22 protein-coding genes are annotated in these 25,051 nt (G+C 62.4%); 12 read left to right on the top strand and 10 right to left on the bottom strand.

The features are described from left to right. Positions 1–99 precede the first annotated feature (99 nt). Genes kdpF through DMY87_RS16305 form a run of 6 tightly spaced genes read left to right on the top strand, consistent with a single transcriptional unit; the run spans position 100 to position 7,914 of the window. Positions 100–186: a K(+)-transporting ATPase subunit F gene (gene kdpF / locus DMY87_RS24645; protein ID WP_110792715.1), complete on the top strand. Its 87-nt coding sequence runs from the start codon at positions 100–102 to the stop codon at positions 184–186. 14 nt (positions 187–200) lie between these two features. Further along, a complete protein-coding gene (gene kdpA, locus DMY87_RS16325) occupies positions 201–1,910 on the top strand; it encodes a potassium-transporting ATPase subunit KdpA (protein ID WP_110792714.1) in 1,710 nt (569 codons plus the stop codon). Positions 1,911–1,920: 10 nt separating this feature from the next. Next, positions 1,921–3,957, top strand: coding sequence for a potassium-transporting ATPase subunit KdpB (gene kdpB, locus DMY87_RS16320; RefSeq protein ID WP_110792713.1), 2,037 nt, complete (start codon positions 1,921–1,923; stop codon positions 3,955–3,957). A 2-nt stretch (positions 3,958–3,959) separates the two neighbouring features. Continuing rightward, positions 3,960–4,523, top strand: coding sequence for a potassium-transporting ATPase subunit KdpC (kdpC, locus tag DMY87_RS16315; protein ID WP_110792712.1), 564 nt, complete (start codon positions 3,960–3,962; stop codon positions 4,521–4,523). 14 nt (positions 4,524–4,537) lie between these two features. Then, the gene (locus DMY87_RS16310; protein ID WP_110792711.1) at positions 4,538–7,228 is read left to right on the top strand and encodes a sensor histidine kinase; all 2,691 of its coding nucleotides are present in this window, start codon (positions 4,538–4,540) and stop codon (positions 7,226–7,228) included. Further along, positions 7,225–7,914: a response regulator gene (locus tag DMY87_RS16305; RefSeq protein WP_110792710.1), complete on the top strand. Its 690-nt coding sequence runs from the start codon at positions 7,225–7,227 to the stop codon at positions 7,912–7,914. Before DMY87_RS16310 ends, DMY87_RS16305 begins: the two co-directional genes overlap by 4 nt. A 42-nt stretch (positions 7,915–7,956) precedes the next feature. Here DMY87_RS16305 and DMY87_RS16300 read toward each other — a convergent pair whose 3' ends face one another. The 7 genes from DMY87_RS16300 to DMY87_RS16270 all read right to left on the bottom strand — a co-directional run bounded on the left by DMY87_RS16300 (position 7,957) and on the right by DMY87_RS16270 (position 15,200). Further along, positions 7,957–8,844 (bottom strand): SMP-30/gluconolactonase/LRE family protein, encoded by an 888-nt coding sequence (locus tag DMY87_RS16300; RefSeq protein ID WP_110792709.1) that lies wholly within the window; start codon positions 8,842–8,844, stop codon positions 7,957–7,959. Positions 8,845–8,868: 24 nt separating this feature from the next. After that, on the bottom strand, positions 8,869–9,636 hold the full coding sequence (gene otnI, locus DMY87_RS16295; protein ID WP_110792708.1) for a 2-oxo-tetronate isomerase: 768 nt from the start codon (positions 9,634–9,636) through the stop codon (positions 8,869–8,871). Between the two features lies 1 nt (position 9,637). After that, positions 9,638–10,552 carry an L-threonate dehydrogenase gene (gene ltnD / locus DMY87_RS16290; protein WP_110792707.1) on the bottom strand — a complete coding sequence of 305 codons (915 nt, stop codon included), beginning with the start codon at positions 10,550–10,552 and terminating at the stop codon, positions 9,638–9,640. After that, complete coding sequence (locus tag DMY87_RS16285; RefSeq protein WP_110792706.1) at positions 10,552–11,526, bottom strand: ABC transporter permease; 975 nt, start codon at positions 11,524–11,526, stop codon at positions 10,552–10,554. Before DMY87_RS16285 ends, ltnD begins: the two co-directional genes overlap by 1 nt. Beyond that, positions 11,523–12,491 carry an ABC transporter permease gene (locus DMY87_RS16280; RefSeq protein WP_110792705.1) on the bottom strand — a complete coding sequence of 323 codons (969 nt, stop codon included), beginning with the start codon at positions 12,489–12,491 and terminating at the stop codon, positions 11,523–11,525. The genes DMY87_RS16285 and DMY87_RS16280 overlap by 4 nt, the downstream gene beginning before the upstream one ends. After that, positions 12,488–14,008: a sugar ABC transporter ATP-binding protein gene (locus DMY87_RS16275; protein ID WP_110792704.1), complete on the bottom strand. Its 1,521-nt coding sequence runs from the start codon at positions 14,006–14,008 to the stop codon at positions 12,488–12,490. The genes DMY87_RS16280 and DMY87_RS16275 overlap by 4 nt, the downstream gene beginning before the upstream one ends. A 73-nt stretch (positions 14,009–14,081) precedes the next feature. Then, the gene (locus tag DMY87_RS16270; RefSeq protein WP_165826273.1) at positions 14,082–15,200 is read right to left on the bottom strand and encodes a sugar ABC transporter substrate-binding protein; all 1,119 of its coding nucleotides are present in this window, start codon (positions 15,198–15,200) and stop codon (positions 14,082–14,084) included. Positions 15,201–15,396: 196 nt separating this feature from the next. Between DMY87_RS16270 and DMY87_RS16265 the strand changes: the two genes are divergently transcribed. The 5 genes from DMY87_RS16265 (at position 15,397) to DMY87_RS16245 (ending at position 20,577) form a co-directional block, all read left to right on the top strand. Next, positions 15,397–16,398: a LacI family DNA-binding transcriptional regulator gene (locus DMY87_RS16265; RefSeq protein ID WP_110792702.1), complete on the top strand. Its 1,002-nt coding sequence runs from the start codon at positions 15,397–15,399 to the stop codon at positions 16,396–16,398. A 29-nt stretch (positions 16,399–16,427) separates the two neighbouring features. Continuing rightward, positions 16,428–17,693: a 3-oxo-tetronate kinase gene (gene otnK / locus DMY87_RS16260; protein WP_110792701.1), complete on the top strand. Its 1,266-nt coding sequence runs from the start codon at positions 16,428–16,430 to the stop codon at positions 17,691–17,693. Continuing rightward, positions 17,690–18,331: a 3-oxo-tetronate 4-phosphate decarboxylase gene (gene otnC / locus DMY87_RS16255; protein WP_110792700.1), complete on the top strand. Its 642-nt coding sequence runs from the start codon at positions 17,690–17,692 to the stop codon at positions 18,329–18,331. The genes otnK and otnC overlap by 4 nt, the downstream gene beginning before the upstream one ends. 489 nt (positions 18,332–18,820) lie before the next feature. Continuing rightward, positions 18,821–19,849 carry a four-carbon acid sugar kinase family protein gene (locus DMY87_RS16250; protein WP_110792699.1) on the top strand — a complete coding sequence of 343 codons (1,029 nt, stop codon included), beginning with the start codon at positions 18,821–18,823 and terminating at the stop codon, positions 19,847–19,849. Positions 19,850–19,851: 2 nt separating this feature from the next. Continuing rightward, positions 19,852–20,577, top strand: a complete 726-nt coding sequence (locus tag DMY87_RS16245) for a FadR/GntR family transcriptional regulator (protein ID WP_110792698.1) — start codon at positions 19,852–19,854, stop codon at positions 20,575–20,577. 82 nt (positions 20,578–20,659) lie between these two features. Here the strand turns inward: DMY87_RS16245 and DMY87_RS16240 are convergent, their stop codons facing one another. From DMY87_RS16240 to DMY87_RS16230, 3 genes are read right to left on the bottom strand one after another with little or no spacing between them, the layout of a single operon-like run. Next, positions 20,660–21,781 (bottom strand): iron-containing alcohol dehydrogenase, encoded by a 1,122-nt coding sequence (locus DMY87_RS16240; RefSeq protein ID WP_110792697.1) that lies wholly within the window; start codon positions 21,779–21,781, stop codon positions 20,660–20,662. Then, complete coding sequence (pdxA, locus tag DMY87_RS16235; protein ID WP_110792696.1) at positions 21,778–22,734, bottom strand: 4-hydroxythreonine-4-phosphate dehydrogenase PdxA; 957 nt, start codon at positions 22,732–22,734, stop codon at positions 21,778–21,780. Before pdxA ends, DMY87_RS16240 begins: the two co-directional genes overlap by 4 nt. A 1-nt stretch (position 22,735) precedes the next feature. Further along, the gene (locus DMY87_RS16230) at positions 22,736–23,926 is read right to left on the bottom strand and encodes a sialidase family protein (RefSeq protein WP_110792695.1); all 1,191 of its coding nucleotides are present in this window, start codon (positions 23,924–23,926) and stop codon (positions 22,736–22,738) included. A gap of 233 nt (positions 23,927–24,159) precedes the next feature. Between DMY87_RS16230 and DMY87_RS16225 the strand changes: the two genes are divergently transcribed. Then, positions 24,160–25,035, top strand: a complete 876-nt coding sequence (locus DMY87_RS16225) for a DMT family transporter (protein ID WP_110792694.1) — start codon at positions 24,160–24,162, stop codon at positions 25,033–25,035. Positions 25,036–25,051 lie beyond the last annotated feature (16 nt).

Here is a 25,051-nt window from a genome sequence, read left to right as displayed (position 1 = left end):
GACATGTCCGACTTCATCTTCATTGCGCTGGGCGCCGGCACGCTTCTCGTGCTTGCTTTTTACGCCCGCGCGCTCGACCGGCTGTGAGGGTAATGCAAAATGCTTGAACCCCTCTTCGGCCTCGCCGTTGCCGTCGCCCTTGGCATCTATCTCGTCGTGACGCTTCTGCGTCCCGAGCGTTTCTGATCGGGAGCAGATCCATGACCATTGTCGGATGGCTGCAGATCAGCCTCCTCTTCCTCGCCGTTATCATCGTCATCAAACCACTCGGCCTCTACATGGCGCGGGTGTTTTCTGGCGAGCGGACCTTTTTGTCCCCCGTACTCGGCCGCGTCGAGCGTGACCTCTACCGTGTAAGCGGCATCAATCCTGAAAAGGAGCAGAGCTGGCTTGGATATACGCTCGCCATGCTCGCCTTTTCACTCGCCGGCTTCGTGGCGCTTTATGCGATGCTGCGGCTTCAGGCCTATCTGCCGCTCAATCCGCAAGGCCTTGCCGGCATGGCACCGGATCTCGCCTTCAACACGGCGGTGTCCTTCGTCACCAACACCAACTGGCAGAACTATGGCGGTGAAACCACGCTCAGCCATTTCAGCCAGATGGCCGGCCTCACCGTGCAGAACTTCCTCTCGGCCGCGACCGGCATGGCGCTTGCCGTTGCTGTTACCCGTGCGCTTGCCCGCTCCAAGGTCACAACGCTTGGCAATTTCTGGGTCGATATGACCAGAGCCACGCTCTACGTGCTGCTGCCGCTCGCCATCGTCATAGCCCTCGCCTTCGTCGCCATGGGCCTGCCCCAGACACTCGATGCCTCCGTCACGGCGACGACGCTCGAAGGCGCCAATCAGGTGATTTCGCTCGGGCCCGTCGCGTCCCAGGAAGCGATCAAACAGCTCGGCACCAATGGCGGCGGCTTCTTCAACGTCAATGCCGCGCATCCCTTCGAGAACCCGACGGCCTGGTCGAACTATCTCAACATCTTCGCCATGCTGTCGATCTCGGCCGCCATGGTCTACACTTTCGGCCAGATGGTCGGAAACCGCCGTCAGGGCTGGGCGCTGATCTCAGCCATGGCGTTCCTGCTCATCGCAGGCGTGGCCGTCACCTACTGGGCTGAGGCCCAGGGCAACACCATCCTGACGGCAATCGGCGTTGATCCTGCGCTCGGCAATATGGAAGGCAAGGAAGTCCGCTTCGGCCAGGCCATGACCGCCCTTTATGCGGCTGTGACGACCGGTCTCTCGGACGGCGGCGTCAACGGTATGCACGGCTCGTTCACCGGGCTCGGCGGCCTCGTCCCGATGTTCCTGATCCAGCTCGGCGAAGTGCTGCCCGGCGGTGTCGGTTCCGGTCTTTACGGCATGCTGGTCTTTGCGCTGCTTTCCGTCTTCGTCGCCGGCCTTATGGTCGGACGTACGCCGGAATTCCTAGGCAAGAAGATCGAAGGTCGCGAGATGAAGTTCGCCATGCTCGCCGTGCTCATCCTGCCGCTGGTCATCCTCGGCTTCACATCAGTCTCCGCCATGCTGCCCTTCGCGGTGGCAAGCGTGGGCACGGCTGGCCCGCACGGGCTGTCGGAAATCCTCTATGCCTACACGTCGGCTGCCGGAAACAACGGCTCGGCCTTCGGCGGGCTCACCGGCAACACGCCCTGGTACAACACCACGCTCGGGATCGCGATGCTGCTCGGCCGCTTCGCCTATGTCGTGCCGGTTATGGCAATCGCCGGATCGCTCGCCGCCAAGGTGAAGTCGCCCGCTTCCGCTGGCACCTTCCCGACAGACGGCCCGCTTTTCGTCGGCCTCCTGATCGGCATCATCCTCATTCTCGGCGGCCTGCAATTCCTGCCTGCCCTGGTGCTCGGCCCCATCGTCGAACACTTCGCCATGCTTGCCGGCCAGACCTTCTAAAGGACCCATCATGTCAAAAGACCACAAGGCTCCAGGTCTTCTCGACCCATCGATCCTGTTTCCGGCGATGCGCGATGCGTTCGTCAAACTCGATCCGCGCCAGCTCATGCGCAACCCGGTCATCTTCGTGACCGAGATCGTCGCCGTCGTCGTGACGATCCTCTTCATCCGCGACCTCACTGGCAATCCCGGCGAAGCAGGCTTCTCCGGCCAGATCGCCGCCTGGCTCTGGTTCACCGTGCTCTTTGCCACCTTCGCTGAAGCCGTGGCCGAGGGCCGTGGCCGCGCCCAGGCCGACAGCCTGAAGAAGACCAAGTCCGAACTGGTTGCCCGTAGGCTTAACGCTACCGGCAAGACGGAATCGATCCCGGCCAGCAGCCTCAGGATCGGCGATATCGTGCTCGCCGCAGCAGGCGAGCTGATCCCCGGCGACGGCGAAGTGATCGAGGGTGTCGCCTCGGTCAATGAAAGTGCCATCACTGGTGAATCCGCCCCGGTCATCCGCGAATCCGGTGGTGACCGCTCGGCGGTAACAGGCGGCACGCAGGTGCTCTCGGACGAGATCAAGATCAAGATCACAGTCCAGCCCGGCTCCTCCTTTGTCGATCGCATGATCGCGCTGATCGAAGGCGCCCAGCGCCAGAAGACGCCAAACGAGATTGCGCTGTCGATCCTGCTCTCCGGCCTGACGCTGATCTTCCTCTTCGTCTGCGTCGCGATCTGGGGCCTCGCCGGCTATTCCGGCACGGTGCTCTCGGTCACGGTGCTGGCCGCCCTTCTCGTCACACTGATCCCGACCACGATCGGCGGCCTGCTCTCGGCCATCGGCATCGCCGGCATGGATCGCCTGGTGCGCTTCAACGTGATCGCCACCTCCGGCCGTGCTGTCGAAGCCGCGGGTGACGTCGACACACTGCTCCTCGACAAGACGGGCACGATCACCTTCGGCAACCGCATGGCCAGCGACTTCCTCGCCGCTCCCGGTGTCACAGCCACGGAACTTGCGGAAGCAGCACTCATCGCCTCGCTGTCCGACGAAACGCCCGAGGGCCGCTCGGTCGTGGCACTCGCCACAGGCGAATTCGGCGTGCCCATGCCCAGGGCCGAGTTCGATGCCGTGATCGGCTTCACCGCCGAAACCCGCCTCTCCGGCGTCGATATCGGTTCGCGCCGTCTGCGCAAGGGTGCCGTCGATGCCGTGCTGAAGTTTGCCGGTCTGACCGAACAGGATGCGCCGGCCGAATTCCGCCGCGCCGTCGACCAGGTCGCGCGCACCGGCGGCACACCGCTCGGTGTTGCCGATGGTGACCGCTTGCTCGGCGTCATCCACCTCAAGGACGTGGTCAAACCCGGCATCAAGGAACGTTTCGCGGCCCTGCGCGCCATGGGCATTCGCACGGTCATGGTGACAGGCGACAACCCGGTGACGGCAGCAGCTATTGCCTCAGAAGCCGGCGTCGACGATTTCCTTGCCCAGGCAACTCCGGAAGACAAGCTCGCCTATATCCGCCGCGAGCAGCAGGGTGGCCGCCTGATCGCCATGTGCGGCGACGGCACCAACGACGCCCCGGCGCTCGCCCAGGCCGATGTCGGCGTCGCCATGCAGACCGGCACCCAGGCCGCCCGCGAGGCCGCCAACATGGTCGACCTCGATTCAAGCCCGACCAAGCTCATCGAGATCGTCGAGATCGGCAAGCAGCTTCTGATGACGCGCGGGTCGCTCACGACGTTTTCGATCGCCAACGACGTGGCCAAATACTTCGCCATCATCCCGGCGCTGTTCGTTGCGACTTATCCGGCGCTCGAGGCCCTGAACATCATGGGCCTTGCCTCGCCGCAATCGGCGATCCTCTCGGCCGTCATCTTCAACGCGCTGATCATCGTGGCACTGATCCCGCTGGCCTTGAAGGGTGTTGCCTATCGTCCCTCGGGTGCCGCCTCGCTGCTTCGCCGCAACCTGCTGGTCTACGGCGTCGGCGGCCTGATCCTGCCCTTTGCAGGCATCAAGGTCATCGACATCGCTATCAGCGCTCTTCATCTGGTGTAATCATGCTCAACCATCTCAGACCCGCACTCACCCTCGTTGTTGCCATGACCGTGCTGACCGGTCTTGCCTATCCGCTGGCGATCAACGGCATTGCCCAGGCGGTGATACCGGCCAATGCCAATGGCAGCCTGATCGAACGCGACGGCAAGGTGATCGGCTCAAGCCTGATCGGTCAGGCCTTCACGTCAGACCGCTATTTCTGGCCGCGCCCCTCGGCGACGGGCCCAGATCCGTACAACGCCGCGGCCTCCTCGGGCTCCAACCTCGGCACGACCTCCGTCAAGCTGAAGGATCGTGTCACGGCCGATGTCGCGCGACTGACAGCAACCGGCATCGCGCAGCCGCTGCCGGGCGATGCCGTCACCACCTCGGGCTCCGGTCTCGACCCGCATGTCTCGCCGGCCTTCGCCGAAGCCCAGGTGGCGCGCGTCGCCACGGCACGGGGCCTTGAACCCACGGCGGTCGCAGCACTCGTTTTGCAACATGTCGAAAATCCCGAATTCGGCGTTATCGGCGAAGCAAGAGTCAATGTGCTAGAGCTGAACCTGGCTCTTGATGCCCTTTGATATGTGAGACCTAAATGGCGGATGACGACCGCAGGGACGCCAGGCGCCCCGATCCCGATGCCCTGCTTGCCCTGGCGGATAAGGACCGCCGGGGCAAGCTGACCGTTTTTCTGGGGGCTGCTCCCGGCGTCGGCAAGACCTATGCGATGCTGTCACGGGCAAAACGCCTGAAGACAGACGGTGTAGACGTGGTCGTCGGGTTGGTGGAGACCCATGGCCGCAGCGAGACGGCAGCACTCCTTGATGGGCTTGAGATCCTGCCCCGTCGCAGGGTTGCCCATCGCGGCCGGATTCTGGAGGAGTTCGATCTCGATGCCGCGCTCGAACGCCGCCCGCGCATCGTCATCGTCGATGAACTTGCCCACACCAACCCGGAAGACAGCCGCCACCCGAAACGTTATCATGACATTGAGGAACTGATATCAGCCGGGATCGATGTCTGGACCGCACTCAACATCCAGCATCTCGAAAGCCTGGCCGACCTCGTCGCCCAGATCACCGGCGTGACCGTACGGGAACGTGTACCAGATATCGTGCTTAAACGGGCTGACGAAGTCCTGTTGGTCGATCTCGCGCCGTCCGAATTGATCGAGCGGCTGAAGGAGGGCAAGGTCTACCTGCCCGAAAGCGCCAACCGCGCCGTCGACCGTTTCTTCCGCCTCGGCAACCTGACAGCGCTGCGTGAGCTGGCGCTCCGCCGCACCGCCGACCGCGTCGACGACCAGATGGTCGATTATCTCAAGCAGAATGCGATCGACGGCCCCTGGGCGACCGGCGAACGCCTCATCGTGTGTGTGGGCTCGGACTCGCTGTCGGAGAAGGTCGTACGCGTCGCGAGCCGGCTTGCTTCGGGGCTGAATGCGCCCTGGCTGGTCGTCTCGATCGAGCGGGCCGACCGGGAAGTTGAAACGCCGGAACGCCTGCAGCGGATCGAGACCCTCTTTCGGCTGTCGGAACAGTTGGGGGCGGAAACGCGCCGCGTCATTGGCAATGATTTTGTTGAAGAGATCCTGAAGCTCGCCCGGCGCGAACATGCCACCCAGATCGTGATCGGCACGCGCAAGCGCAGCCGTTGGCAGAAGCTCGTCACCCGGTCGCTTCCGGATGCCTTGGCGCGCAAGGCCTCTGGCCTTGGCGTCCATATCGTTACCCCGGAAGGCGGCACACCGGCGGAAGCACGGCGGCTGCCATTCCGGTTGCCCAAGACGACAGCGCTCGCGCATTCAGCACAGTCGGCGATTGGCTTCGTGATCCTGACGACGCTGATCGGCATGGGCATAGACTATTTCGTCGATCTGCCGAACATCTCGCTCCTCTTCCTGCTCGCCGTGCTCGGCGCGTCGGTGACGGGAGGCTATGTCGCTGCCTTCCTCGCCGCCCCCCTCTCTGCGCTCGCCTACAATTTCTTCTTCATCGATCCCATCCACACTTTCACGATCGCCGCTCCCCACGAGGTCTTCGCGCTCTTCATCTTCTTTGCGGTCGCGATGATCGCCGGTGGATTTGCCTCTCGCATCCGCGAGCAGGCGGAGATCGCGCGGGTCAGGGCAACGGCGCTGCAGTCGCTCTTTGATTTCTCTCGAAAACTGGCGAGCTCGGCCAAGGGCGAGGACGCAATCTGGCTTGCCGTCTCGCAGCTGCAGGCGAGCCTGAAGCGCAAGGTCGTGCTGCTGGTGCCACGCAAGGGCGATTTGGCCGTCGCCGCCGCCTGGCCACCTGATACCGAACTCGATGTAACCGACGTGACGGCGGCCCGCTGGGCCCATGACAAGCGCGAGGCAGCCGGTCATGGCACAGGCACCCTGCCCAACAGCCGCTTTGAATTCCGGCCGCTGCTCGGACCACACGGCATTGTCGGTGTCTGCGGCATCGAACACGCAGGCGAAAGGCTGGACCTGAATGCCGAGCGCTCCTTGACCGCAATCCTTGACCAGACGGCCATCGCGCTCGACCGGGCCCGTCTTGCCGACGAAACCGTCGAGCAGGCGGCGAGGCTGGAAGGCGAACGTTATCGCGAAGCGCTCCTGTCCTCGATCTCGCACGACCTTCGCACGCCGCTTGCGACGATCACCGGGGCCATCACCGGACTTCGCCAACTCGGCGAACGCATGACGCCTGAAAACCGGGATGATCTGCTTCAGTCGATCGAAGAGGAAAGCGGACGGATGAGCCGCTTCGTTGCAAACCTGCTCGACATGACCCGGATCGAGGCGGGTACATTGAAGCCGAAACAGGATTGGGTTGATATTGCCGACGTGGTGCAGTCCGCCGTCGAACGGACCCGCAAGCATGCACCCGGACGGGTCATCGAGACCGGAATCGCGGCGGATCTGCCCCTCATCCGCGGCGACAGCGTGCTGATCGGTCAGGTCCTCTTCAATCTTCTGGACAATGCGGTGAAATACGGTGGCGACGAACCAGTCAACGTCTATGCCCGTCGCGATGGCGGCGACGTGCTGATCTCTGTTACCGATCTCGGCAAGGGCATTCCGCCTGAAGATCTGGACCGGATCTTCGAAAAATTCTACCGCAGAGGAAAACCGGATGGACGCGCACCCGGCACCGGGCTTGGGCTTTCCATCGCCCGTGGATTTGTGGAAGCCATGGGTGGCCGGATCCATGCGGAGAGCCCGGCTCTGAAGAAGAAAGGCACGCGTATCGTTATGCGGTTCCCAGGAAGCGAAGCAAGAGGCGAGATCAGATGAACCAGTCTCGAATCCTGGTCGTCGATGATGAGCCGCAGATTCAGCGCTTCCTGAAACCATCGCTGACTGCGGCGGGCTACGAGGTGGTTGAGGCGGGTACGGGTGCCGAGGCCTTGAAGGCGGTCTCGACCCAGGCACCGGATCTCGTCATCCTTGATCTCGGCTTGCCCGATATGGACGGCAAGGACGTCATCGCGAGCCTGAGAGCCTGGTCAGACATCCCTATTGTCATTCTTTCGGCGCGCGACCGGGAGAGCGAGAAGATTGCGGCTCTGGATCTCGGTGCCGACGACTACGTCGAAAAACCCTTCGGCATTGGAGAGCTGACGGCTCGCATCCGCACCGCATTGCGCCATCGCGGGCGTCGCGACGCGATACCCGTCGTCACCGAAATCGATGGCCTCACAGTCGACCCGATCAAACGGCTTGTCTCGCGAGACGGCGAGACCGTGCATCTGACGCCGAAGGAATACGACCTTCTGCTTCTTCTTGCCCGGCATGCCGGTCGGGTGGTGACCCACCGCACCCTCTTGACGACCGTATGGGGTCCCGCACACGGCGACGACCTGCATTACCTGCGCGTTTTCATTGGTCAACTCCGCCAGAAGATCGAGCGCGATCCGACGCAGCCACGGATCGTGCGAACGGAACCTGGCGTGGGCTATCGCATGGCCGAGCAGGAGTGAAGCCGCAAATATCGCCGTGACACGTGAAAGACGCCTGGGATGTCATCCCGTCACGTTAAGATAGACGGCAAAGAGAGAGCGCGTTGCGGTGATGAACAGGCGGTTGTGCTCCGGTCCGCCAAAACAGACATTGCTGACGGTTTCCGGGATCAGGATTTTACCGATCAGCCGGCCATCATGATCGAGGCAATGCACACCATCCCCCGCACTGGTCCAGACGTGCCCTGCCTGATCGATGCGGAGCCCGTCATACATGCCATCCGTGCATTCGCTGAAAATGCGACCCTCATGAAGATTATCTGCCGGATCAAGGCGATAAGCCATGAGCCGCGCCGGCTGGACGCCGCTGTCGACCACAAAGAGGGTTTGTTCGTCACGCGAGAGGGCAAGTCCATTGGGTTGCTGCAGATCGGTCACCACAGCATCCATCCGCCCGTCAACTTTGAGCCGGTAGACATTGCGGCTTCCGATTTCGCTTTCTGCACGCGATCCTTCGTAAGGCGTGGAGATGCCGTAGGTCGGATCCGTGAACCAGACAGTGCCGTTGCTGTCCGCAATGACGTCGTTAGGCGAGTTCAACCTTTTGCCACCAAAGCTGTCAGCAAGCACCGTCAGGCTGCCATCGTGTTCACGGCGGGTGACCCGGCGCTCAAGATGCTCGCAGGATATCACTCTCCCTTCGCGGTCGAGTGTATGGCCATTGGCAAAGTTGGATGGGGCTTCGAAAGTCGCGACAGTGTCGTTGACCTCGTCGTATCGCAGCACCCGATTGTTCGGGATGTCCGAGATGAGCAGATGCCGTGCCGCCGGCACATAGACCGGCCCCTCCAGCCAGCGTCCGCCGGTATAGAGCAGGTCGACATGCACATTCGGCAGGATCAGCGATTTGAAGGCCGGGTCAATGATCTCAAACGAATCCGTGTAACGCATGCAGCCCAAGCTCCCCTGATGCGATCAAACTTTTGACATCCAGCCCAGCCCCTCGCGGGTGCCGGCGGCCGGGCGATATTCGCAGCCCACATAACCCTGGTAGCCGATCGCATCGATCTCCGCGAAGATCCTGCGGTCGTCGAGTTCACCGGTGAGCGGTTCGTGGCGATCGGGCACCGAGGCGATCTGGATATGACCGATGATCGGCGCCATCTGCCGGAGCGACATGATCACGTCGCCATGCAGGATCTGCCGGTGGTACACGTCGTACTGCAATTTCACATGCGGTGCGTCGACCTCGGCGATGAAGTCCAGAGCGCGGTTGAAATCGTTGAGGAAGTAGCCCGGCATGTCGCGGCCGTTGATCGGCTCGATGACGAGCCCGATACCGGCCTCGCCCGTGCGGTCAGCAGCACGCTGCAGGTTTTCGCGATAGGTTGCGATGGCTTGCGAATCGGATGCTGGCGCCAGACCGGCCATCATATGCAGGAGCGGCGTGCCGATCACCTTCGCATAGGCGATGGCCGTATCCAGCGCGGATGCGAAATCGGCTTCGCGTCCCGGCAGCGCTGCCATGCCGCGTTCGCCGGCCGCCCAGTCTCCGGGCGGCATGTTGAACAGCGCCTGGGCAAGGCCAGCTGCTTGCAGCCGCTCGGCGACGATCTCGGCCGGATTGTCATAAGGAAAGAGATATTCCACCGCCTTGAAGCCGCTCTCCGCTGCGGCCGCGAAACGATCGAGGAAGGGCACCTCGTTGAACATCATCGACAGGTTGGCGGCGAATTTCGGCATGTCAGTCCTCGTCCTCCATGCCCGGCAGTTTGAGGCCAGCGACTTTCGCCAGCAGGCGGGCGACCGAGCTATCGTCGTCGCGGCCCATGCCGGCGGCTTCGGTCATGATGAAGAGCTGAAGCGCTGCACTGGCGATCGGCAGAGGAAATTTCGACTGGCGGCCGATATCCGAGACGATGCCGAGATCCTTGGTGAAGATCGCGACCGCGCTGTGCGGCGTGTAGTCTCCTTCCAGTACATGCGGGATGCGGTTTTCGAACATCCAGCTGTTGCCGGCAGATTTGGTGATGACGTCGAAGACGCGGGAAATATCGAGATCCATGCTCTTGGCGAAGGTGATCGCCTCGCAGGCGGCGGCGATGTGCACGCCGGCCAGCAGCTGGTTGACGATCTTGAAGGAGGAGCCGATGCCCGGCTGGTCACCGAGTTCGTAGACCGTGCCGGCCATGGCATCGAGCGCCGAACGGGCGGCAGCGAAAGCATCAGATGAGCCTGAGGCCATGAAGGTCAATTGTCCGGCTTCGGCCTTTTTCGAGCCGCCACTGATCGGGCCGTCCACATAAAGCAGGCCAGCTTCCTCGACACGGGCGGCAAAGCGCTTCGCTTCGGCCGGCGAGATCGTTGCGCAGGCGATCACGACGCCACCCGGTTTCATGGCGGCGACCACGCCGTTTTCGCCGAAGAGCACCGTTTCCGTCTGCGCGGCGTTCACCACCACGATGACGGCGACATCGGCGCTGATCGCAGCATCACCGGGATTGCTGGACGCATTGCCGCCGGCCGCCTCGAGCGCTTTCAGGGCGTCGGCACTGATGTCATATCCCCGCACGGCATGTCCGGCCCTCAGCAATGAGCGGGCCATACCGAGGCCCATGGAACCGAGGCCGACCACGGCGACGGACGAATGATGAGACATCAGCGAAAGCTCCTTTTGTAGCCACGGATCAAAAGCATGGCCAGAATGATGGCACCGAAGACGATCTGCCGAAAGGCTTCAGGCATCTGCAGCACCGAGAGGATCGAGGACAGCAAGGTGATGAAGATGGCACCGACGATCGTGCCACCATAACCACCCTGCCCGCCCATGATCGACGTGCCCCCGATGACCACGGCGGTAATCACTGGGAGCATATAGGGGTCGCCCATGCCCTGATAGGCCTGGTTTGCATAACCGGCGAGCAGGATCGCGCCGATCGCGGTAAAGACGCCGGCGACCACGAAGGTGAGCGTGGTGACAAGCCGCACGCGGATACCGGAGAGGTAGACGGCCCTTTCCGAATTACCCATGGCAATCAGATACTTGCCGTAGACGGTCCGGTGCAGGAGATAAGCCATGGCCACCATGACCGCCAGCCAGAACAGAAAGGCGTTGGGGATGCCAAAACTGCGCTCCAGCGACAAGGTGATGGAGAGCGGAGGGGCAAGTCCGCGCGGCTTGAAGCCACCGGTAAAGAAGACCACGGAGCCGATCAACATCGAGTTCATCGCCAGTGTCCAGACCATTGACGGCAATCGCAGGAAGGCAACGCCAATGCCGTTGATCAGGCCAATCAGGGCACCGGTGAGGAGGCCGATGGGGATGGCCAGCGTGGCCAGTGCAGGGTCCTGCGAGCCGGCAATCGTCGTTGTCACGATGGCGATCGAGGTAATCGCTGCCGGCACCGAGAGGTCGATATGCCCGAGCAGGATCACAAGCGTGGCGCCGGCGGCGATGATGCCGAGGAAGGAGGCGATCTGCAATTGCTGCAGCAGGTAACCTGCGGTCAAAAATGCCGGCAGGATGATCCCGCCTACGGCGAGCAAAAGACCGCAGCCGATTGCGACGACGAGGACAGCCGGATCGACGGGTAGGCTCGGCCTGGATGGCCTTGAAAGCGCACGGTCGGTCATTGGGCGAACAACTTCAGTTTGTTGCGAACGCGCAGCACGCCGATGGAACCGAAGGCGATCGCGAGCGCAAGGATCAGCCCCTCGAAGAAAGGCTGGGCGAGAGGAGGAAGGCCGGAGAAGAACATCAGTGAAGCGACGGTCTTCAGAAGCATGGCACCGACCGCGACGCCGATTGCCGTGCCGATGCCTCCGGCAAGCGAAACGCCGCCAAGCACGATCGCTGCGATCGAATTCAGCGTATAGGTCGGGCCGATGCCGGCATCCCCTGTCATGGTGACCATCGAGACATAAAGGCCGGCCATTCCGGCCATAAGACCTCCGAGCACGTGGGCCGAGATGCGCATCGACGTCGTGTTGATGCCGGTCAACTGGGCGGAGTGCTCATTTGCCCCGAGCGCCTTCAACGCCATGCCGAAACTCGTCTTTCGCAGCACGATGGTGATGATCAGCACTGTCGCGATGATCAGCAGAAGCGAGGTGGGAACCGGACCGATGGCATAGGTGAAGGCATCGGAGAGTTCCGAATTCACACCGCCGCCTGGCGTGGGCCGCAGATAAAGCGCGATGCCGGAATAGATGGCCCCTGTGGCCAGCGTTGCAACGATCGGCGGCACGTTGCCGAAACAGACAAACAGCCCAGTGAAGAGCCCGCAGGCCATGCCGACCAGGAGCACGGCAGCCATGCCGAAGACAAGCGATCCACCGTCGCCGGCCAGTACGAAGGAAGCCGTGACGTTGGTGAGTGCCACCACCGCGCCGACAGAGAGATCGATGCCGCGGACAAGAACGACGAAGAACTGGGCGAAGGCGGCAAAGACCAGGAGCGCAGACTGGTTGGACCAGATCGTCAGCACATAGGTGGAAAGACCGCGCGGATGGGTGGCGATGTAGAGCACAAAGAGTGCGATGAAGGCGATGGTCGGGACAATGACGCGCAGGTTGCGTCGGATGTAGAGCGCGGTCATGACACGGTCTCCGGCGCGGGTGTGGCAGTGCTGAGGCCCATGGCCGCTGAAATCAGGTTTTCAGGCGTCAGCGTGCCTCCGCTCAGTTCGCGGGCAATCCGGCCGCGATAGAAGACCGCGACCCGGTCGCAGAGATGCACAAGCTCCTCATAGTCCGTCGATTGCATGACGATGGCGATGCCCTGTCCGGCAAGGTCGGTGAGCAGGCGGTAGATCTGTGCCTTGGTCTTGACGTCGATGCCGCGGGTCGGATCGAGCAGCAGCAGGCAGCGTGGGCCAAGCGCCAGCCATTTGGCAAGCAGCACCTTCTGCTGGTTGCCACCCGACAGCGACATGACGGGATCGGAGAGCTGGCCATAGGTCAACTCAAGCCGCTCAAGAAGGGCGAGGCAGCGGGCGTCCAGCGCTTCGCCGTCTGCGTGAAGTCCGATGCCGGCAAGCCGCATGTTATCGGATATCGAGAGCGGCTGAATCATGCCTTCTGTCTTGCGGTCCTCGGGTACCAGCGCGATGCCGATATCCGGCGACTTCGATCGATGCGGCGAGCGGCTCTCGTAGGGCTTTCCAGCAAGTTCGATGGAGCCACCGACGCCCGACAGCGTGCCGAAGATCGCTTCGAGAACACGCTGCTGGCCCTGCCCTTCCAGGCCGCCGAGACCATAGATCTCACCGGGCCTTACGGTGAAGCTGACATCGAACAATTCTCCGGGGAAGGACAAGTCCTTGACGGAGAGAAGCGGAGCAAGACTTGCCGACACCGCCGGGCGTGGCGGTGGGAAGAGGCGATCCATGGTCTCACCGATCATCAGTGAAACGATGCTCTGGTTGTCCAGGCTGCCAGCCGGGAACGTGCGGACATGCTGCCCGGCACGGAAGACCGAGATCGTGTCGGCGAGTGCCTCGACCTCGTGAAACCGATGGGAAATGAAGAGGATGCAACACCCCTCGTCGCGCAGCTTGCGAATAACCGTGAACACCTTTTCGACGGCTGAGGCGCCGAGTGCAGATGTCGCCTCGTCAAGGATGAGAAGCCGTGGCTTCTGATAGAGCGCCTTGGCGATCTCCACCCGCTGCCGATCGGCGAGCGACAGTTCTTCAACCGGCGTATCGAGGGAAATGCTCTCGGCACCAATGAGGTCGAGCGCCGCGCGTGCTTCTTCATAAGCCCTGGCCAGCATGAAGCCGAGCCGCGTCTGCGGGCGGGCAAGAGTGATGTTGTCGCCGACGGAGAGTGTCGGCAGCAGCGACAACTCCTGGAACATGCAGACGATACCGGCGGCCGAGGCCTGGCGCGTTCCGGAAAACCGGATGGAGCGACCTTCGAGGCGGATCTCGCCCGTCGTCGGCTGGATGGCCCCGGAAAGCAGTTTCATCAGGGTCGACTTGCCGGCGCCGTTTTCGCCAAGAATGGCGTGCACGGAGCCCGGCCGGGCGGAGAAATCGATCGTCTTCAGGGCCTGGATCGGCCCATAGGATTTGGAAATCCCCGATAGCTCGATCAGTGGAGCTGTCGTCATTCTGGCATGTCCTGGTAGGGGTCGGGCGGCGGCGCCCTATGAGGTATCAGGCACCGCCGTCCGACTGGGAGGATCAGGTGTTATCGGGGGTCTGGCCGAGCAGTTCTTCCGGTGTGAAGACCGGGAAGCAGTTCGCGTAGCCTGTCGTCGTGTAGAACGTGTCCGGCAGGTTCGGGAAGTAGTCGGTACCTTCCTTCAGCTCAGCATTGTCCTTGTTCGGGATCGGCAGGAAGACCTTCTGCGGCAGGGCATTGCCTTCGAGCAGCGAGACGGCGGCTTCGAGTGCGACGGCGGACATGACCGGCGCCTGGGCCGCAGTCACGCCCGGATACTTGCCTTCGGCGATCAGCTTGCGGGCGCCGTTGCCGGCATCGCCACCGATCGGAACAACCGGATGACCGGCATTCTTCATGGCGTTCAGTGCACCAATCGTGCCTTCCTGAACCATGACGCCGTCAAAGTTGCCGTTGGTGGCGATGGCGTCTGCAGTCACCTTCTGCACGGTGCCGGCGTCCCAGTTGCCGACCACCTGGACGACCTTGAGGCCCGGATGCTTGTCGAGCACGGAACGCATGCCGAGATGGTTGTCACGATCGGTTGCATTGCCCGGCAGACCGGAGACCTCCAGCACGCTGCCTTCGACCTTGCCCTTGGCCTTTTCGATTTCGCGCACGACAGCTTCCGCCTTCATCGCGCCGAGTTCGAACTGGTTTTCGTTCACCTGCACGATGGCATCAGTGTCGAGCACGTTGTCGAAGGGAACGAGCACGGTGCCAGCCTGTTCAGCGCGCTTGATGACGGACGAAAATGCGGTCGGATTGACAGCGATGAAGCTGATCGCGTCGTAGCCGGCGGCGATGAAGTTGTCGATCGCGGCGATCTGGGCAGCGCTGTCATTGCCGACGGAAACAACGGTGAATTCTGACAGCTTTGCCTTGTTTTCCGGACGAGCAGCCCAAGCCTTGGCGCCCTGGATGGCGGTCACGCGCCAGTCGTTGCCGGCAAAGCCGTTGACGAAGGCGACCTTGTAGGGGCCGTCGCGCTTTTCGTACGTGATGACCTTGGCATTGTCGGGTGCTGCAGAGAAGCACTCCGGACGATAGGTGTCCTCGGCACGGACGGCCGAAGTGAAGCTGAAGGCGCAGAGCATCGCGGCCGACGCGGCAAGCGCGGCCTTGTTAAAGGTTCTCACGGTGAACTCCTCCCGAAGTGAAATCTCCCAGAAAGCGCTTATCTCAGCGCTAACATAATTTTTTAAGCACATCCTCTAGCCAGGATCAAGCGAAATATGTTAGCGCTGAGATAAAGTTTGTGACACCATTGCAAACTGCATGATCAGGTGCCGCCGTTGCGAAACTGAACAATGCGGCAGTGGGGAGAGGGAAACGATGCAGCCGGAGACGCCGACGCTGACGCATGTGGCTCGGCTGGCGAATGTCAGCGAGAACACCGTGTCGCGGGTCATCCGCAACAAGGGATCGATTGCGGAGGAGACCCGCAAGCGCGTGCTCGATGCCATCGATACGTTGGGATATGTGCCCAATCGAGCGGCGGGCTCCCTCGCCTCCTCGGCCTCGCTGATCATAGGCGTCATCCTGCCCTCTCTCTCCAACATCGTTTTTCCCGAAGTGCTGCGCGGCATTCATGCCGCTCTCGCCGATACATCTTTCCAGCCGATGATTGGTGTGACCGACTACGACCTCCACAAGGAGCAGCAACTCGTCTCATCCCTGCTCGCCTGGCAGCCGACGGCCCTGATCACAACCGGCTTCGAACACACAGACGCTGCGCGCCGGATGCTGGAAAACAGCCGGATCCGCATCGCCGAACTGATGGACATCGACGATACGCCGATCGATCTTGCCGTGGGCCTTTCCCATCGCCGCGCTGGCCGTGCAACAGCCGAGCATCTTGTGCGTCGGGGCTACAGCCGGATCGGCTATGTCGGTCACGACTGGACGGCCGACCGGCGTGCCCGGGCCCGCTATGACGGCATATGCGAGGCGCTGTCCGAGGCAGGCCTTTCGCTCGCCGTCGAGAAGCTTCATGACGGCCCGAGCTCGACGATTGCGGGGCGCGATACGCTGGCTGCGCTCTTGGCCGATGGCGCAATGGCCGATGCGATCATCTTTTCCAACGACGACATGGCGGTTGGCGGCTTCATGCATTGCCTGGCCGCCGGGATCCCGGTGCCGGAGCGGCTCGCGCTCTTCGGCTTCAACGGACTGGAGATCGGCCAGGCCCTGCCGAAACCGCTCTCAACCGTACGCTCGAACCGCTTCAACATCGGCAAGACGGCCGTCGAAGCACTTCTGTCCCAGGGCGAGCGACCGAGCGTGCCCGAGATCATCGACACCGGATTTGCCATCATCGACGGCGCGACGGCCTGACGCCGCCCGCCCCTTTACCGGAGACTGCCATGCTTTTGGGCGCCATTGCCGACGACCTGACCGGAGCCACCGACCTTGCGCTCATGCTGTCGCGGGAGGGCATGCGGACCATCCAGACGATCGGCGTCCCGCCGGCCGGGCTTGATCTTGCAGACGCCGACGCTGTCGTGGTCGCCCTGAAGTCGCGCACCAACCCGGCCACTGAAGCTGTCGCCATGTCGCTTGAGGCGCTCGCCTTCCTGCAGTCGGCCGGCGCACGACAAATCCTGTTCAAATACTGCTCGACCTTCGATTCCAGTCCGGCCGGCAATATCGGCCCCGTGACCGAGGCGCTGATGAAGGCACTCGGCACGGATTTAACGATCGTCTGCCCGGCCTTTCCGGCGAACGGCCGTACCATCTACAAGGGCCATCTCTTCGTCGGCGACCAGTTGCTGTCCGACAGCCCGATGCGCAATCATCCGCTCACCCCGATGACCGACAGCTCGCTGGTTCGCCTGATGGCGGGCCAATCGCAGCTGAAGGTGGGGTTGGTGACCCGCGAGACGGTCGCCCAGGGGCCATCGGCAGTTTCCAAGGCCTTCGCGGCGGCGCGTGGCAAGGGCGAGCAAGCCCTGGTCGTCGATGCGCTGACGGATAGCGACCTGAGGGTGATCGGCGAGGCTGCAGCAGGACTGACCTTGATCACCGGTGGCTCCGGCGTCGCGCTTGGCCTGCCAGAAAATTTCCGCCGCGCTGGACTTCTGCGACCTGCCGGCGACCAGTCCGCCTTCACGGCACCGCCCGGCCGGTCGATGATCCTTGCCGGGTCCTGTTCGGAAGCAACGCGTGCTCAGATCCGCACCGCTATCGAGGCAGGGGGTCCGACGCTCAAGCTCGACCCGATTGCGATTGCCGAGGGGCGTTTCCAGGTCGAGGAGGCTCTTTCGTGGGCGTTGGCTCAGTCGGCAAGGGCACCGCTGATCTACTCGAGTGCCGAGCCCGAAGAGGTTAAGGCCACCCAAGCTGCCCTCGGTCGCGAGAGGGCCGGATCGCTGGTCGAGCATTTCCTGGCCGAGACGGCGCTCGGTCTCAAGGCTGCCGGAGTCCGGCGCCTGATCGTCGCCGGCGGCGAAACATCCGGTGCTGTCGTCGGGGCGCTGGCGCCCGCTGCACTGTTCATCGGACCAGAAATCGATCCTGGTGTGCCCTGGACGCTGACCCTCGGGCAGACAGAGCCGATGGCGCTGGCGCTCAAGTCCGGCAACTTCGGCGCGCCCGATTTCTTCCTCAAGGCCTGGGACCTCTTGTCATGACATCAGTTCTTTCCGAGGAGACCCGCCTGCGCGACGAGATCGCCGAAGTCGGCAAATCCCTCTTCGACCGCTGCTTCACCTTCGGCTCGACCGGCAATATCAGCGCGCGCCTGTCGAGCGGCGAGATGCTGATGACGCCGACCAATGCCTCGATGGGATCGCTCGATCCGGCTCGGCTGTCAAAGTTCTCTGCCGAAGGCGTGCATGTCGGCGGCGACAAGCCGACCAAGGAGGCCTTCCTGCACCAGTGCATGTACTGCGCCCGCGAAAGCTCGGGCGCTGTCGTCCATCTGCACTCGACGCATGCCGTGGCTGTCAGCATTCTTGATGGTCTCGATCCCGAGAATGTTCTGCCGCCACTCACCGCCTATTACGTGATGCGTGTCGGTCGACTTCCGCTTGCACCCTATTTTCCGCCTGGCGACGTGGCTCTCGCGGAGGCCGTTCGCGACAGGGCCGTGCAAAGCCATGCCGTACTTCTGGCCAATCACGGCCCGGTCGTTGCGGGCAAGACGTTGAAAGAAGCCCAATATGCCATGGAGGAACTGGAGGAGACCGCCAAGCTCTTCCTGATGCTGCGCGGCGAGAAGACGAGGCCCCTGACGGCGTCACAGGCCGATGCCCTGCGCTCGTCATAAGGCTCCCCATAGCAGCCTAAACCTCGACGCTGCCCGGACGGGTTTGCGGCAAGACGCAGATTGACACCGCTTCCGGCATCCAGACTATCAGCCTGACAGCCGCGAGGTGGTTTACCATTCGAGCCCGTCAGGCGCCCGCCCCCGAGCCAGCAAGGCGGGTCACGCCCAGATCTCCAATCTGCTCGCCATTCCGATCAAAGTCGCCCAGCCGGCATAACAGACATTCGGGACTTCAGACGGTGCATCGCCTCACCTCTGCGCAAAAGCGCGATATCGGCGAAGGCTTGACATCATCGCAACCAAATTTCGGCTTCGCTGAATGGGCGCGCGTGCGCGGCTTTGCCAAGATGCTCATCCCGCTGCTTCGCCTTCATTCATTCCCACGACCAGAGAAGGACATCGGCAGGCTAAATTTGTTATTGATCTGTTGCATCATTCTGAAAATACGTTCATATTTTGATACAGAAGATAACAACAAGGAGATTTCGGGTGCTCGTCATCGTTGCCGACGATCTCACAGGTGCCCTGGATACAGCTGCCCCCTTTGCCGCAAGGGGACTGCATACAGAGGTCGTGCTGAACGCCGCCGCCGTCGCCCAGAGGCTGCCCTTGTCGCCGGATGTTCTCGCGATCAATCTGGCATCACGTGAGCGATCTCCAGAAGAGGCGTTTCAGTCGATGCGCCATGTTGTGCAACAGCTGCCTCTGCATGCTCGCCTGTTCAAGAAAATCGATTCCCGCTTGAAGGGCCACATCTCCCCGGAGCTGGACGCCATTTCCTATCGAAAAGCCCTGGTCGCACCCGCTATTCCAGCGTTCGGCCGGGTCGTGCGGAACAGTCATGTCGAGGGCTTCGGCGTTGCCAGCCCGATTTCGATCGTCGATGTGCTCCGGCACCACGCCGCCTGCGCAACTGTTCCCGATACATTGAAGGACGATGACCTGCTGGCCGCATTGGAAACAGCCGAAGCCGGCGGCGTCGATCTTCTCGTCGGCGCACGGGGGCTGGCTGAGGCGCTGGCGCGCCAGATGACGGGGCAGTCCGAGGCCGGGTTCGTCGCTCCGCCGGAAGGGCCGGGCCTGCTTGTCATCGGCTCGCATGATCGGATCACGGTCGAGCAGGTGGAGCAATTGCGGCAACTCGATACGGTTGCCTATCACCCCGCTCCGAACGGCGTCATGGCGCCGGCCACATCGAATTCGGCGCAGATTGCCGTGGTGCAGGCGACTGAGGGCGCGGTTTCCATTTCCTCGGAAGAGGTTTCGGACAACCTTGCAACCAGTGTCCATCCGCATATGACCCGGACGGCACGGACCTTGCTGTTGTGTGGCGGTGCGACAGCCGAAGCCGTTCTTGCGCGCATGGGAATCCACTCCTTTCGGCTGCAGGGAGAATGCTTGCCGGGGCTCGGGCTGGCCTATGCCGACAGTCAATGTATCATAGCCAAATCCGGCGGATTCGGGGGGCCGGACACACTGGTAACGCTTGCGCGACATCTGGGCGGAGGCAGGGGCTGACAATGGGACTGCAAAGCGGAACTGCACGAAAGAGCCTGGCGGATCTTGTATTTGAGCGCATGCACCGCGCGATCAAGTCAGGCTCCTACCAGTCGGACGAGCGACTACCCACAGAACATGATCTGGCGATCGAGTTCGAGGTTTCGCGGCCGATTGTTCGAGAGGCTCTGCGCCGACTTCGCGAGCAGGGGTTGATCTATTCGCGCCGCGGGGCGGGCAGTTTCGTGCGTTCCGTCGGCATGAAACAACCATTGGGCTTCGGGCAACTCGAGAACGTGGCCGATCTCCTGAACTGCTACGAGTTTCGCATGACGCTGGAGCCGGCCGCCGCCGAAGCTGCCGCCATGCGCCACACACCCGGTGCGCTTTCCGCGATCCGCGAAGCGCTGGAGCTGATGCGAGACGCGACCAACAGGCAGGCACACCGCGAGGATGCCGATTTTCAGTTTCACCTCGCCATCGCACGGGCTGCCAACAACACCTATTTCTCAACCGCCATGGAAGCCTTGAAGGATCACATCGCGGTCGGCATGCGCTTCCACGGTGTTTCGGTCAAACGCGACAATGCTGGCCTTTCGCGGGTTTTTGCCGAGCACGAGGCAATTGCCGAAGCAATCGCTTCGGGACAAGGAGCGCGCGCGAAAGAGCTGATGCACGCGCATCTCACAGGCTCCCGTGCCCGTCTTTTTCAGGCGAGCGCATCGCTAGTGCCGGTGAGCGATGAATGAGCGGATCTCGTTCCCGGCCCCATGTCCGGGAACGACAGAGGACTGCGTCGTCCGTCATCCACTTCAACGTCGATGAATGCCGTCAGTAGGCGGCCTTGTAGACAGCCAGCACATCCGCAACCGACATTTCCGCCGGATTGTTGTCCATCAGGCGACGATTGGCATGGGCTTCCGCAGCGTAACCTGCCAGGTCGTCTTCCTTCGCGCCATGGCAGGAGAGTTGCATCTCGATGTTTAAGTCCGTGCAGAAACGGCAGGCATTTTCGAGGAGAGCGTCGGGCGAGCTCGCACCGAAGCCGAGGGCCTCGGCCACCTCTGTTGTCTTGTCGCGCACGACCGGCTGGTTGAAGGCGAGCACGTGCGGGAAGACGATGGCGTTGGCCAGCCCATGCGGCAGGCCAAGGCGGGTGCCGAGCGGATAGGCGATGGCATGGCCGGCTGCGGTGTTGACGGGGCCGAGGCAGATGCCACCGTAATAGGAGGCAAGCATCATGCCTTCGCGGGCCTCGGTGTCCGATCCATCCTTGACGGCCCGGGCGAGGTATTTGCCAACGAGGCGGAAACCCATGCGGGCAAAGCCGTCGATCATCGGATGCGCGCGCTTGTTGGTAAAGGCCTCAACGCAATGGGCCATGGCATCGACACCGGTCGCGGCCGTGACGGCGGGCGGAACGGTAAAGGTGAGTTGCGGGTCAAGCACGGCCACATCGGCAATCATATGCGGGCTTTCGACCGCAATCTTCGCGCCCTTGACCGGATCGGTGATGAGAGAACGAATGCCGGCTTCGGATCCGGTTCCGGCTGTGGTTGCGACCTGGATCAAGCGGACATTGCGACCGGCGACCTTGTTGGGGCCAGCAACATCGGCCAGCGTCTGCTCGCTATCCCAGAGCACAGCCACGAGCTTGGCCACATCAAGGACCGAGCCGCCGCCAAGGCCGACAACGACCTGCGGCTTCACCCGGCGAGCAGTCGTGAGCGCCGCTTCGAGGGTGGCCACGTCCGGTTCTCCCGGAATCGCATCGAAGATCTCGATCTTGCCGGGCAGTTTCAGCCGCTCAATGAAGCCGGCGGTGATCGGCGTCGCGATGACCAGCGTGGATGTGGCGTCGGAAACGAGGCCGCCGACGTCTCCGATCGTGCCTGCGCCGACGATCAGGCGGCGCGGCTGGTGAAGGGTGATGGATGCGGTCATCGAGGTCATCCTTGCTTGGCTTTGCCGGCGACCAGCTTGCGGGCATAGGCGATCGCGGAATTCATGTTGCCGTGGTTGGCGATGCCTTTGCCGGCGATGTCGAAGGCCGTGCCGTGGTCCACGGAGGTGCGATCGATCGGCAGTTCAACCGAAACATTGACGGCCGTATCGAAGGCGACGAGCTTGATCGGGATGTGGCCCTGATCGTGATATTGCGCGACCACGAGGTCAAAAGCGCCGGAATAGGCGCGGTGGAAAACGGTATCGGCAGAGATGGGACCGTGGACGTCGATGCCCTCCGCGCGTGCGGCCGCGACTGCCGGTGCGATCTGGTCATCGTCTTCGGTGCCGAAGAGACCATTTTCGCCGCAATGCGGATTGACGCCGGCGACCGCGATGCGTGGTTTGTCGTAGCCGATGCGTTTCAAGTGGTCATTTCCGGCCTTGATGGTGGCCAGCACGCGCTCGGTCGTTGCCCGGCGGATCGCTTCCTGCAGCGAGACATGGGTCGAGACATGGATGACCTTCAGGCGCTCAGAAGCGAGCAGCATATAGGCGGCTTTCGAGCCGGTGAGGCTGCGCAGCATGCCGGTGTGGCCGTCATAATGGTGGCCGGCCAGGTTCAGGGCTTCCTTGTTGATCGGGGCTGTCACGATGCAGTCGATCGTTCCAGCCTCGGCATCGCGGACTGCCTTTTCGATGAAGCGAAACGCTGCGTCGCCAGCAACCGGGCTCAGGGTTCCCCAGGGGAGTGGCGCGCCTTCCACCTCGATGTCGACGACATTCGGCACGAGATCAAGGGTGAGGCCAAGCGCGTCCCGCGCTGCATTCAAGGTCGCGAGATTGCCGTAGATGCGCGTGGCCGCACGATCTTCCGCAGTCATCTCGGCCAGGGCGCGGACCGAGATCTCGGGGCCAACGCCGCAAGGATCGCCCATGGTGATGCCGATTATGCCGCTCATGTCATTCTCCGTTTTCGGGACGATCCCAGCCGGGGGCCAGCCGGACATATTTGATCGCGCGTCGGTGATAGGTGTAGGCGATATGGAGCGATCCATCCTGGCCGGCCAGCAGCCAGGGATAGGACATTTCCTTGTTTCGCCCATCGGTGGAATCGTTCGACAGACAGGTTCCTGGTCCATCCTCAATCACGATCCGTTGCGGGAAGGTCAATCCGCCATCGCTTGAGATGCAGACAGTGACCGGAGCACGCGGCACTCCCCAGATGGGGGCGCAACCCCCGGTCGGGTCCGCCTCCGGCCTGTCGTCTTCCTCTCCGAGTTCGTCGTAGAGGGAGGTGCGACGGTCCGGGGAGGCCGCGGCATTGACGGGATTGCAGATGATTGCAACGCGTCCGTCGTTCAAAGCAATCGCTGCGATGGAGGAATTGTTGTTCGGCAGGTCGGTCGGTGCCGGATTGCTCCAGCTCCGGCCTTCGTCGGCGCTCTCCGTCCGGTAGACGAAGTCTGCCTGGCGACGCCGAAAGAAGGCAGCGATCGTGTTTTCGCCGGGCGTGACGGGCGACATGTGCACGCAGCCGGTCGACTGATCGAGTTCCTCCAGCCGCCAGCTTGTCCCGCCATCTTCGCTTACGCCGACGGCGGCGGTGTCATGGCTGCCGTTCCACTTCTGGCCGGGCCGGGGGATGCAGCGAAAGATCGGCAAGAGCCAGGCGCCGTCGGTCCGGATGACCACCGGAGCCCGCACGAAGCTGCCGCGCGGCAGATCGAGATAGTGACCTTCAGCTGCGGTCAATCGGGTCGGGTTGGTGGCGTCGGTCGTGACCTCGGTCATGCGGATCCGGCACTCGTCCTGGTTTCCCGAAGGCTGCGAGGTGTGGAACAGAAGCAGCCGCCCATCGGGGGCTGCAAACAGCACAGGGTTCTGCTCGGAATGGTCAGGGTCGGCGCTCAATCGTTGCGGTGGGCCCCAGCTGTCCGCGCCTTGCGCGAGGACCGAGGCGTAGATCGAAATGTCCGACTTTCCTTCGAGTGATCCCCCGAACCAGGCGCAGATCAGGCTGCCATCCGCCTGCATGTGCAGGAAGGATGCATGGTTCTGCACCATCGGAGACGGAAGATAGGCTTCCGTGCGTACGGCATCAATGGTGGCAAGCGCGCCGGTCATGCGCCGGGCAATATCATCAGGGGTCATGAAGTCGCTCCTCTTGCCCATCGAGATCGACTTTTTTCGCAAAGTTGTCAAGTTTTTTTATGTTGTAATTTGCGGAATTCGATCTCCGTTCTATTTTTATCTCTTTGAAAAAACGTGATTAAATTTGATGTCTGACGTTTGCATATTTTTACATTGGGAAATCATTTGACAAAGATTGCTGGAAGTTGGATGTTTTATGCATGCCGACGTGGAGGTCGGCCCGGGAGGATTGCATGCGTGCAGAAGGGAAAAGCGAGCGGGTGACCGCTGCCGTGCTCTTCGCAGTCGGGGCTGCGGCGCTGGCTGCATCCGATGCCGTCATCGTGCGTGCACTGGATGGTGCCGTGCATCCCTTCGTGATTGCATTCTTCCGGGCGTTGTTTGGCGTCCTCATGCTCTTGCCCTTCGTTGCTCTGCGGCCTCAGGTGCTGCAATCGACGCATACGCTCGGCCAGCACGCCGTTCGCGCGCTGTTCAAGCTTTTCGCGATGGTCGCCTTCTTCGCTGCCTTCAGCGTGGGCCCGCTCGCGGACGTTACGGCGATTGCCTTCATGTCACCGATCTTCGTTGTGCTTGGCGCTGCCGTTCTTCTGGGGGAACGGCCCGGTCTTTCGATGTTTCTTGCCGTCGTGGTTGGCTTCTCGGGTGCCATGGTCATTGTCGGCCCGTCGCCGTCGGGATTTACGCTCGCGGTTGGGCTCGCTCTAGGTGGCGCGCTTCTGCAAGCCGCCATCCAGCTGATCCTCAAGTCCATGTCGCGCGGTGATACGACGTCGACTCTGGTCGTCTGGAATCTCCTCTTGACCGTGCCGATTTCGCTGGCGCTCGCCGTGCCCTTTTTCGCCATGCCGGGCAACCGGGAGCTTGCGCTGCTCGCCCTGCAGGGCGTGGTCGGTACCAGCTGCATGGGCCTGATGACGCATGCCATGTCGCTTGCCCCGGCAAGCATCGTCGCGCCGGTCGATTTTCTGCGGCTGCCACTCGTGGCCTTCGGCGGCTTTGCCCTGTTCAACGAAACCATCGCTCTGACCACCGTGGTCGGTGCGGTCCTGATCTGCCTCGCCGCGCTCATGGCTGCGCGCTCGCGAGGCGTGAAAACGTCAAACTGAATTCATCTGGGAGGAG

The sequence above is a fragment of the Peteryoungia wuzhouensis genome (genome assembly GCF_003205195.1).
Classification (GTDB): domain Bacteria; phylum Pseudomonadota; class Alphaproteobacteria; order Rhizobiales; family Rhizobiaceae; genus Allorhizobium; species Allorhizobium wuzhouense.
This window is presented reverse-complemented; position numbering and strand designations above follow the sequence as displayed.